At 45.6% G+C, this 10,021-nt stretch carries 9 protein-coding genes and 1 pseudogene; 3 read left to right on the forward strand and 7 right to left on the reverse strand.

The window, feature by feature from the left end:
- Window positions 1-138: 138 nt before the first annotated feature.
- The 3 genes and pseudogenes from QUA36_RS04060 to QUA36_RS04070 all read right to left on the reverse strand — a co-directional run bounded on the left by QUA36_RS04060 (window position 139) and on the right by QUA36_RS04070 (window position 3,314).
- The gene (locus QUA36_RS04060; RefSeq protein WP_333455707.1) at window positions 139-2,715 is read right to left on the reverse strand and encodes a CHAT domain-containing protein; all 2,577 of its coding nucleotides are present in this window, start codon (window positions 2,713-2,715) and stop codon (window positions 139-141) included.
- A gap of 112 nt (window positions 2,716-2,827) precedes the next feature.
- A pseudogene (locus QUA36_RS04065) lies at window positions 2,828-3,025 on the reverse strand (CHAT domain-containing protein); the annotation flags it as partial.
- Window positions 2,991-3,314 (reverse strand): hypothetical protein, encoded by a 324-nt coding sequence (locus tag QUA36_RS04070; protein WP_333455709.1) that lies wholly within the window; start codon window positions 3,312-3,314, stop codon window positions 2,991-2,993. The pseudogene QUA36_RS04065 and the gene QUA36_RS04070, both read right to left, overlap by 35 nt.
- Before the next feature lie 273 nt (window positions 3,315-3,587).
- Here QUA36_RS04070 and QUA36_RS04075 point away from each other — a divergent pair, with 273 nt between their 5' ends.
- The gene (locus QUA36_RS04075) at window positions 3,588-5,102 is read left to right on the forward strand and encodes a phospholipid carrier-dependent glycosyltransferase (RefSeq protein ID WP_333455711.1); all 1,515 of its coding nucleotides are present in this window, start codon (window positions 3,588-3,590) and stop codon (window positions 5,100-5,102) included.
- Between the two features lie 148 nt (window positions 5,103-5,250).
- Here QUA36_RS04075 and trmB read toward each other — a convergent pair whose 3' ends face one another.
- The 3 genes from trmB to csaB form a co-directional block, all read right to left on the reverse strand.
- Window positions 5,251-5,883 carry a tRNA (guanosine(46)-N7)-methyltransferase TrmB gene (gene trmB, locus QUA36_RS04080; protein WP_333455713.1) on the reverse strand — a complete coding sequence of 211 codons (633 nt, stop codon included), beginning with the start codon at window positions 5,881-5,883 and terminating at the stop codon, window positions 5,251-5,253.
- 159 nt (window positions 5,884-6,042) lie between these two features.
- Window positions 6,043-6,795 carry a Uma2 family endonuclease gene (locus QUA36_RS04085; RefSeq protein ID WP_333455714.1) on the reverse strand — a complete coding sequence of 251 codons (753 nt, stop codon included), beginning with the start codon at window positions 6,793-6,795 and terminating at the stop codon, window positions 6,043-6,045.
- Window positions 6,796-6,817: 22 nt separating this feature from the next.
- Window positions 6,818-7,855, reverse strand: a complete 1,038-nt coding sequence (gene csaB / locus QUA36_RS04090; protein ID WP_333455716.1) for a polysaccharide pyruvyl transferase CsaB — start codon at window positions 7,853-7,855, stop codon at window positions 6,818-6,820.
- A 306-nt stretch (window positions 7,856-8,161) separates the two neighbouring features.
- Here csaB and QUA36_RS04095 point away from each other — a divergent pair, with 306 nt between their 5' ends.
- Both QUA36_RS04095 and QUA36_RS04100 read left to right on the forward strand, forming a co-directional pair.
- Complete coding sequence (locus QUA36_RS04095) at window positions 8,162-8,476, forward strand: DUF2499 domain-containing protein (RefSeq protein ID WP_242715849.1); 315 nt, start codon at window positions 8,162-8,164, stop codon at window positions 8,474-8,476.
- Window positions 8,477-8,492: 16 nt separating this feature from the next.
- On the forward strand, window positions 8,493-8,912 hold the full coding sequence (locus QUA36_RS04100) for a lysozyme inhibitor LprI family protein (RefSeq protein WP_333455718.1): 420 nt from the start codon (window positions 8,493-8,495) through the stop codon (window positions 8,910-8,912).
- A gap of 138 nt (window positions 8,913-9,050) precedes the next feature.
- On the opposite strand, the gene QUA36_RS04105 is transcribed toward QUA36_RS04100, so the two are convergent.
- Window positions 9,051-9,920 (reverse strand): DUF4037 domain-containing protein, encoded by an 870-nt coding sequence (locus QUA36_RS04105; RefSeq protein WP_333455720.1) that lies wholly within the window; start codon window positions 9,918-9,920, stop codon window positions 9,051-9,053.
- Window positions 9,921-10,021: the final 101 nt, after the last annotated feature.

The following is a 10,021-nucleotide window of genomic DNA, read 5'->3' on the forward strand; positions in this document are numbered from 1 at the left end:
TGATTTTTCATCCTCTGTGACGGCGGTTCTGCGACAAGCGGAGCCGCTTTTTTTTGGTATCCAGATTCACCGCAAAAAGTTCTCGCCAGACTTACACTCGCCCGAAATGGGAATTGATGCTGGTTTTTTTCCTAAAATTTATCGCCATTCCCCCTGAAGGTTAAAAGCCGCCCAATAATAGGGAAACTTCCACTTTTCCTGCTTCAACATTTCCAGTTGCGCCGCCCTTAAAGCAGCCGCTGGCGTTAACCCTTTTTGCAGCATTCCCTGATAGAAACTCGACATTAACGTAGCCGTTCCTTCATCGTCCACAGTCCACAAGCTCACCACCACTCGCTGAGCCCCTGCATACATAAATCCCCGTGTCAATCCTACCAAGCCCTCGCCTTGAATGTTCTGCCCCATTCCGGTTTGACAGGCACTTAACACTACTAAATCGGCTGCTAATTTCAGATTGAAAATATCAGTAAGTCGCAGGAATCCGTTTAAAGGGTTGCCCTTTTCATCTACCAGCGACATGACAATTCCCGACAGTTCCGGGTGAGCGCTATTGGCGAAACCGTGAGTGGCAAAATGAATGATTTTATATTGGCTTAAATTTGGGCTTGTTGCTGTGGCACGACTGGCTTCAAAATCCAAAGATTCTGTGCGAGAATTAGCCGGGAATAACGCTTGAATAATTTGAGATTCTTGGCGAGTAAAATTTAAACGGTCAAACTGTCCGGTCTTGTCGCCTCTGGAGCGACTTAAACCAGGATTTGCTGATTCTACCGCTTGCTGAGTGGTGGCTGAAGAAGAATTTTTAACTCGTTCATCGTTAGCGCTAAAAACTGGGTCGGCGAGTATGGCTAAACTCCGATTAGGAGGTTGTCTGTCATTGTAGTTTTGTCTTAATACTCCCAAGGTGGAAGCTGAAGGCAGGATCACGATTTCATGGTCTACTATTAAAGGCAGATTCCCATTTTCACCGGATTTCCCGGGGAGCGAAAGGGCAGCAAAGGGGAGGGAATTCAAAAGGCCATCCCCAACAATCAGCAGGCGCTTTTGACCGAGTTGGGCAGCAACGGGCTGTAAGATAATTTGACTGATAGCATCGTTGGCTTGGGCGATTTGATCGGGGCTGTCTCGGGAACTTGGAGCGGTGACAGCATCGCGGAATTTTCTGGCAATTGTCTCGATGTCGGCAGCTTTTGGTAATTCATAAGCGGTGATACTGTTTTTAGTGACGGCCCAGAGATAGCTGCGCTCTTTTCCTAAAGAATACTGAAGTAAAATTGTCTGATCGTCGAGGATTTGTTGTTGGATTTGTGCCAAGGTTAGGGGTTGCGGTTGGGTGAGGGCTGCGTAACGGGGGCTGGTGGTGCGGATTTGGGTTTGAATGTCCTGATATTGTGCTAGTAAAGTTTGCCGCTGTTTTTCTAATTCTGCTTGTTGGGCGGGAGTGTGGTTTGGGCGATTGAGAACTTCGATTCGCCGTTTTTCAAGGGCATCAAGTTGTTGTTGTAAACTGCGTTCTTTTTGCAATAATTCTGGGGAAACGCCTTGGCGAATATCGGCGTTTGCTTCTTGAAGAAGTTCGAGGAGGCTGCGGGCGCGGGAACGTTCGCTGGCTTCAAAGGCTTTGGTATCATAACCAGATTTGGGTTGCGTTTTGTGCAGTTCCATTAACAGGCCAATGTAGAACTGGTAATAGTCCTGTACGGTGGCAAAGTAAGAGGTGCGGAGTTCTGGGCTAGCAACTTTGGTGCGGAGGCTTTCAATAATTTTGAGGGAGGCTTCAATGTTAGTGAGGGCTTCGGTGAGGTTGCCTTGAGCGCGTTTGGCAGAAGCTATGTTGCTGAGGGTGAGAGCTTCCTGTATGCGATCACCTACAGCCCGACTCATGGGAAGGGACTGACTGAAATACTCCAGGGCTTTCTGGTTTTCTCCCAATTCTGAGTAGACAACGCCGATGTAGTCAAGGGTGGTAGCTTCCCCATTGCGATTGCCTACTGCCCGACTCAGGGAAAGGGACTGGTTGTAATACTCTAGCCCTTTCTGCTTTTCTCCCAATTTTGAGTAGATACTGCCGATGCCAAGGAGGGTGAGAGCTTCCCCACGGCGATCGTTTGCTGCCCGTCTCAGGGGAAGGGACTGGTTGTAATACTCTAGGGCTTTTTGGTTTTCTCCCAAATTTAAGTAGACAGTGCCGATGTTGGTGAGATTGGCAGCTTCGCTACCGCGATTGCCCTCAGCCCGTCTCAGGGAAAGAGCCTGGTTGTAATACTCTAGGGCTTTCTGATTTTCTCCCAAGTCTCCGTAGACAATGCCGATTATGTTGAGAGTGAAAGCTTCCCGCTGGCGATCGCCTACTGCCCGACTCAGGGGAAGGGACTGGCTTAAATACTCTAACGCTTTCTGTTGTTCTCCCAATGCTGCGTAGACACCGCCGATATTGCTGAGGGTGCGAGCTTCCCCACCGCGATCGCCCAATTCTCGATACAGTTTTAATGCTTCTTCCCATGTAGCGATCGCTTTTCTTAAAGATTCTCCTGTCCCTTCCTGGCGAAGTTGATCCCCTTCTATCAAAGCTTTGTCAGCCGCCTCTTTAGTGCTGGCTTGTGCTGTTACTTCTGCCACTCTCGCTATAGGCATGGCTCCCGCTATTGGCTGTCCCCAGTAAAGCGCCAAGGTACTCAATAGACTCAACCCAATCAATCGACTTTGAAAAAGCATGGGCTGACACCTTTTTGCATTTCCTCAAATTTTACCCTTTGTACTGTATTTCAAGGCACTAATATTCAAAAAATGTAGGTACAAAAATTGGACAGCAACAAATCACATCTAATTACCATTCCCCCTGAAGCGTAAAAGCCGCCCAATAATAAGGAGTACGCCACTTTTCTTGCTGCCACATTTCCAATTGTGCCGCCCTTAACGCCGCCCCTGGTGCTAATCCTTTTTGCAACATTCCCTGATAAAAACTCGCCATTAAATTCGCCGTTCCTTCATCATTGACACTCCACAAACTTACCACCACTCGCGATGTTGTTGAGGGTGCGAGCTTCCCCACCGCGATCGCCCCCGGCCCGAAACAGCTTTAACGCTTCTTCATATTTGGCGAGTGCTTTTCTTAAAGATTCCGCCGTCCCCTGCTGGTACAGTTGATCCCCTTCTTTCAAAGCTCTTTCAGCAGCAGCCTCCGCAGGATTTCCCCCTCCCTGGTGCGATACCCCTTGACTAATTTTAATCGCACTGGGTGCAGCTAACGCCGGGACTCCTAGCAAGATACTCGCACCTACAGCTATCCCCCAAACCCACAGCCTGAGATTCATAAACACCCCTTAAACCAGACCTTGTTAAGGGGTATCATAGTCGATCGCAGCTTATCAGATGCACTTTCCCTTCCTGCGTGCAGGTTACATCGAGGGTATATTGTGCCATCCCGCCGCTGCCTCTGGCTGCACCCTCCAAGCGCGATCGCCCGCATCGGATTTGCCTGGGCGAAGGTTAAAAGTCATAATTGTAATTTTTACGCTATTCTCAACTCAGTATTTTTAAATTAGCGATCGCTCCCAAACCTAGCATCCACTATTTTTTGATGTTTTATGAACCCCAACAAAAAACAATCCAACAAATCAATTTTTGTTTTTGCCCTGGGAATGCTCGGTGTGTTCCTCCTATCCTTAGCTCTCCGCTTTTGGGAACTAGAGAGATTTAATACTTTAGTATTTGACGAGGTTTATTACGCTAAATTTGCCAACGATTATCTCACAAAAACTCCCTTTTTCAACGCTCACCCGCCTCTGAGCCAGTACATAATTGCGATCGGCATTTGGATCGGAACTCACCTTCCCTTCGGCAAAACAGCCGTCAACAGTATGGCTGGTTCCCTGCTTTCCCCTTGGGATTACCGCTGGCTGAATGCTCTTACAGGTTCCTTTATTCCGCTAGTTGTGGGAGCCCTGGCTTATCAGCTAGTTCCGCGCCGCACCTTTGCTTTTATTGCTGCTTTATTGATCGCTTGCGACGGTCTGTTTTTAGTTGAGTCTCGCTACGCGCTGAACAACATTTATCTGGTTTTATTTGGAATTTTAGGTCAGTTATTTATTTTAAAAGCCGTAGAAGCAGAAGGCAAAAAGCGCTGGCTTTGGCTGGTACTCTCCGGGATAGGTTTCGGCGCATCTGCGGCTATCAAATGGAACGGATTATGGTTTCTTTTCGGTACTTATCTAATTTTAATCTGTGCTTGGGTCGTTCGTTTTATCCAGGGTAACAGAGGAAATGAAGAACAAAGCCACGAGGTAGATTCACCTCTAATTCCTGCCGAAAGTCCCGTACAAAAACTGACTAAACTCAATTTTATAGAACTCTGCTTAAGTCTAGCTATTATTCCTATTCTAGTTTACAGCATCTCTTGGATTCCTCACCTGCACTTTAATCCAACTCCCAATTTCTGGCAGATGCAAACGGAAATTTTGACTTATCACCAGCGGATTAAAAGCGGCCCAGATGTACATCCTTACTGTTCCACGTGGTACAGTTGGCCTTTGATGCTGCGCCCCATAGTTTACTTCTTCAAAAAAGCTAGCAGCAATGCCCAACCTGATCCGGTTTTGCCCCCTTTACCTGAAGGTGCAACTCAGGCAATTTTTGACGTTCACGCGATGGGAAATCCATTGCTTTGGTGGCTGTCAACCTTAGCTTTACTGCTAGTAATAGGAGTTTTAGTTCACCGGATTTTAGTGTGGCTGCAAACGCGCAGCGAGGCTTCAGTTGACACCATAGAACAGCAGCGGCCGATTTTGTTTCCGCCGACTGCTGAAATGTGGCTGGCGTTATATTTAATAGTTAATTGGGCCGCTAATTTGCTGCCTTGGATGAAGGTAACTCGCTGCATATTTTTGTACCATTATATGGGCTGTTCTGTGTTTGCAGCCTTAGCACTTGCTTGGTGGGTAGACAGGTGGCTGCACAGCCCTCAAACTCGACTCCGAGGGATGGGGGTAACAATTATTTTTCTGGTTTTAGGTGCTTTTATTTTCTGGATGCCTATCTATTTGGGACTGCCTTTGTCGCAAATGGAATGGCAAATTCGGATGTGGCTACAATCTTGGGTTTAAGTTAGAAATAATTCTTTTATTAACGGGCAAGATGCCCGTTCCACAAGAAAATTAAGTTTTGTGGAACAGGCAAGATGCCTGTTCCTAATAAAGGTGCAAGATGTAAGTTATAACGTTTATTACAAAGGTGAGTTTGCAAAAGCGAGCATTATTTCTGATACAGTGCTCGATAAACTGGTTCGCCCCGTTTGAGAGTAGCAATTTCTCTTTCAGTAGCAACAGGTAGGGGATTTTCTGCTAGCCAGTCGTCGCCATTTTGACGTTGAAAACTAGGGTGAGATGAAAAGCGATCGCACATTTCTCTTTCTACTTCCTCAATATCTGACTGGATAAAAACTTCGCCGCCAATTCCCAGATAAATTGCCAATTCATTAACTAATTCCTGCTGCACTACCCGCCGTTTGTGGTGCTTTTTCTTGAACCACGGATCGGGAAATTGAATGCTAACTCGCTGCAAAATACCTGCAGGTAAAGTTTCTAAAATTGGTTTCAGGGAACTATTAGCATTGCAAAACAAATAGTGCAAATTTGTCAAGCCTTTTTCGTCCCGCCAAAGATTCGCCTCCTCTACCAGAGGTTCCCGAATTTCTAATCCTAGAAAGTTCCAGTCTGTTTGGATTTGCGCCATGTGCCACAAAAACCGTCCTCTGCCGCAGCCGATATCTAAATGCAGCGGTAAGTTTAAGTCAGCATAGATTTTAGTCCAATCCGGGGGACTTGCAGATGCTTGATATCTGATTGATAGGGGATTGACGTGTTCCCGCACTCTTACTCTTGCCAATTTTGCTGTCTCCTGAATGTATTTTTGAACCGCTGATGAAGGCAGATGAACGTGGATTAACGCAGATAAATATTGATTTTTGCGAGGTTGTTCAATACTTTTTAATTAATGAGCAATATTAAATTGCAGAGGGACAATTTTAAATTGCTCATTATTGCATTAGGCTTCTGGTTCAATGCCTGCTGCTCTTAATTGGGCGGCTAATCTTTCCGATCGTTCTCGTTCTTGTTCGGCTTGCTGTTGAGCGAGATCCCTTTGCTGCCGTTCCCTTTCTACCATTTCTGCTCCCCACAATAACATCTCTCCGCTCTCATCCCACCACCGCAACCAATATCCGGTTCTTTCGGCCTTGGTTCCCTGCCAAACACCCAAAAATAATCCAACTCCTTCAATCCAATAACGATTGTTTGAATCCGGCTGCTGTACTTGATATCTTTCTGATAAATTCAACTGATAGACTTCGAGAAGTCCGGCGGCAGGTTCAAAAACTGCATAGATTGGCACTCGCAATACTTGCTCGTAAAAAAACCATTTTCCCGGCGGATACGTTGGTTTTATTGAATATTCATCGTTGGGACTAGCTGACAAAAATTCCATGACAATCGCCGGGACTTCTCCTTCTAAGTTGGGAGTGTAACTGCGACGAATTTCTTGACTAGAAAGTGGCTGTACGTTGCGGGCATAAAACCAATCTGGAGCTTTGATAACTAGCTTATTATCTAAGGTGGCACAAATCCCCATATTAGGGGCAACTAATGTTCCCTCCAAAATTAGCCCCGCGATTTCTAAGATTTCTCGCAAGGCTGCAGCGAGTAAGGGTTGGTCGATATTTTGCAGAGGTTGATCCTCTAAAATGAAATCATCTGGTAATTTTTTCCAGGTAATTTTTAAGTCGGCTGTACTGACTGTCATTGTATTTCACCTCTCAATGAGATTACTGGAGCGCGGCTCGCAATACTTCGCGATGAAAGAGCGATCGCTCTACTATAAATTTTATCCTGTCTGGCGATAAGGCGTCGCCGTTAGCATAATGTTCGATCCAGGTTTTGCTGATTAAATAAGGATCGTCTGGCAATTCTGATAATAAGTATCCGGGCATTTCTAGCTCTTCCATTAACTGGCTGACTTTGGGATCGTAGCTGAGGGCAAAACAGCGGCATTCTTCGGATGCTGCCATAATTAAACTGTGGTAGCGCATCCCGATCGCCATTTCGACTCCCCGGAATACTCCTTTCAATTTTCTGGGATCGTCTAAACTGAGGATGCAGCTTCTTTTCGACAGGGCTTCGTGCAAATGTTGGGCAATTTCTAAGTCGTGAGACGCTTGAAAAGGCAGCAGCAAAATTAAGGTACGAGTTGCTTTTTGAAAGTCAACTAAAGCTTGAGTTAAGATTGACAAACGAGCGGGAGTTAGTGTAGGATGAGAACGCAAACAAACAGCAACTCTTGGCGCGGGTAAATCCCACAAACCCGACACGGGGGAATTCTCCAAAGCCCACACGGGATCGGGCGCTAAAGTAAAGGGAATTTCCCAATCTGCAAGTAAAGTAGCTGAACCTTTATCCCGCACGCTGACGGCGGTGCATCCAGCAAAACAGCGCTGAGATAACTTGCGAGTCATTTCGCGCTTCAAAGGCCCAATTCCCTGGGCCCAAGCGACAGTTTTTAAGCCCATCTGCTGGGCTAATCCCATCAAACCACCATAATAGAAAGGGCTCGCTATGCTAGTAGCGTCTTGGATTAAACTGCCGCCGCCCCAGATTAGCGCGTCGGAGGTGCGGAGTGCTTCGAGAACTTGAAAGGCATTCATGCGATCGCGCGCAGCTACCCCGTACCGCTGATTTGTCTCGACAGGATTGCCAGACAGGACGATCGGCGTCACGCCATCTGGTAACATTTGCAGTAGCGATGCCAACAGCGCCTCGTCGCCGCCGTTGCCTTTACCGTAATAGCCGCACAAAATTGCTCGCATTTCTACTCTTTTGTTTGTTTGTGATGGGGAATCTAACTATTTTAGATTTTAGATTTTGGATTTTAGATTTTTTTGAGATGTGAAATTTGATAATATTACTACCCAAAAAAATGATACTGTGATCAAGCTTCAAGGCTTTACGTCATCAGTCAGCTCAAATCGCAAATCTAATAAAATCTCAACTCGCTAATCTAGAATTGTATGACGCATCATACTTTAATATGACAGTTGCGTAAGTCCCGATAGATAAATCTTTCATCTTCGTTATCAATAAATTTTTCATCTTCTTCGTTCACAATACAAAAAATGCACGCTTTGTCAATTCCCACCTGGATTATTCACGTCTCTAGCGTCGTCGAGTGGATTGCCGCCATCTGGTTAATTTGGACTTACGGCGAAGTCACTCAAAACCGAGCTTGGTGGGCCCTTTCCGCCGGAATGCTGCCCGCTCTTGTCAGCGCTATGTGTGCCTGTACATGGCACTATTTTGACAACTCTCCCGCCCTAGAATGGATCGTTACCCTGCAAGCGGCGATGACTCTTTTCGGCAATTTTACTTTGTGGGCTGCAGCTTGGTGGATTTGGCGATCGGCTCAACCAGCCGAGAAAATTAAAGATTAAAAAAAGGAGAAACGAAGTGAAAAATAGCACTATTTGCGTAAAATTTGCGGCAAGTTTGCTTTTGTTGACAGCCGGATTTTTGCTTCCCAGCAAAGCCAGCAACATTCCCGTACAAGTCGCCCAACAGCCTAACTGCAAAAATCCTCAAACCACACTAGAGATGAATGTCTGTTCCAGTCAAGAGTTTCAGGCAGCCGACAGAAAGCTCAATCAAGTCTATCAGCAACTGCAAGCAAAAATCAGCAGTAGACAAAAGCAGAGATTGACTGTGGCACAGCGTACTTGGATCAAATTTCGAGATGAAAATTGTGATTATGCAAAAGGACAGTTTGAAGGCGGTTCTTTGGCTGCTTCTACCTACGGTTATTGCAGGGCCAGAGTGACGCAAGAACGGATTAAAGATTTGGAAGGTTATTTGAAACAAGCAAATTTGTAAAAGTTCGATCGATATTTAGGAAAGTTATCGGTTTGTAGCACAGGAGTCCCGCCTGTATTTCTAGCACAGGAGTCCGCCCTGTATTTGTGGAACAGGCGTCCCGCCTGTGTTCGTAAAAAAATCTAATTCACCAATCTTTCAGAATTGCAACGCCACAGAATTAGTAGCAATTAAACCTGCCTCAATCAACAAGTGATCGAGACTGTCAACCAGTCCATCAAGACAATGTAAAATTTGGCGATCGCCCGCAGGTAACGAAACACAATTAGTTAGACTGTGAATCTGGCTCTCCAAATCTTCCGGCAATTTTGAACACAAAGCTGTGGCCCTTTCTACGAGACGTTTTTCGCCCGGATGAGGGATAGAATTAACAGCAAAAACAATATCAAAATAACTGCCTAAAAAAGCTGCTGTTCGATGGATAATACTTACTAAATCGCGGCGCAAAACAGCGGATTCTAGCTGGTGGCGAAATGAAAAAATCTGGTGGCGCAAAATCGGATAATTTTTGGCAATTATGGCTTGACGGAGTTGTTCTGGATAAGGTCGATCGACATTAGCTTGCAATTGCTGAAACCAACCGTCTCTGTCATACAATGATACTGAGGTGAGAACGTTCCACCAGAAACAGGTTGAATAACCTACTGATGCTTGATGTTTGACAAGGACGCGATCGAGTTCTTCTTCGATCCATTCGGGCTTGCGGTACATAATATCTATACCGCAGCCAGTGTTAATATCTATCCACTCGTCCCCGGGTTCCCAAAATTGATTGTTGATTGCGATGCGATCGGAAAATTGTCTCGCTATCGCCTCGCGTATGTCAACAGGAATATCCTCTTCAACATACACGTAAAAATCAAAATCCGACGACTCATCAGTAACTATAGTTGTTCGAGAACCTGCTAAAACGACGGCTACAACTTGAGGCAAACTGCTAAAGTGCTCCCCAATAGTTTGAGCAAGTGATGGAATTTCTGCGAGAGCTAGTTGATAATTGTGCAGCATTTAATTACCTTTTTTTTTTCTTTAAAAATCACACCAAATGCTTAACTATAGCACTCAATATTTTAACGCATAACTTTGAAATCGTAACTCAACAATTGATA

Origin of the sequence: Microcoleus sp. Pol10D4 (genome assembly GCF_036701555.1) — a bacterium.
In the GTDB taxonomy this organism is placed as follows: domain Bacteria; phylum Cyanobacteriota; class Cyanobacteriia; order Cyanobacteriales; family Microcoleaceae; genus Microcoleus.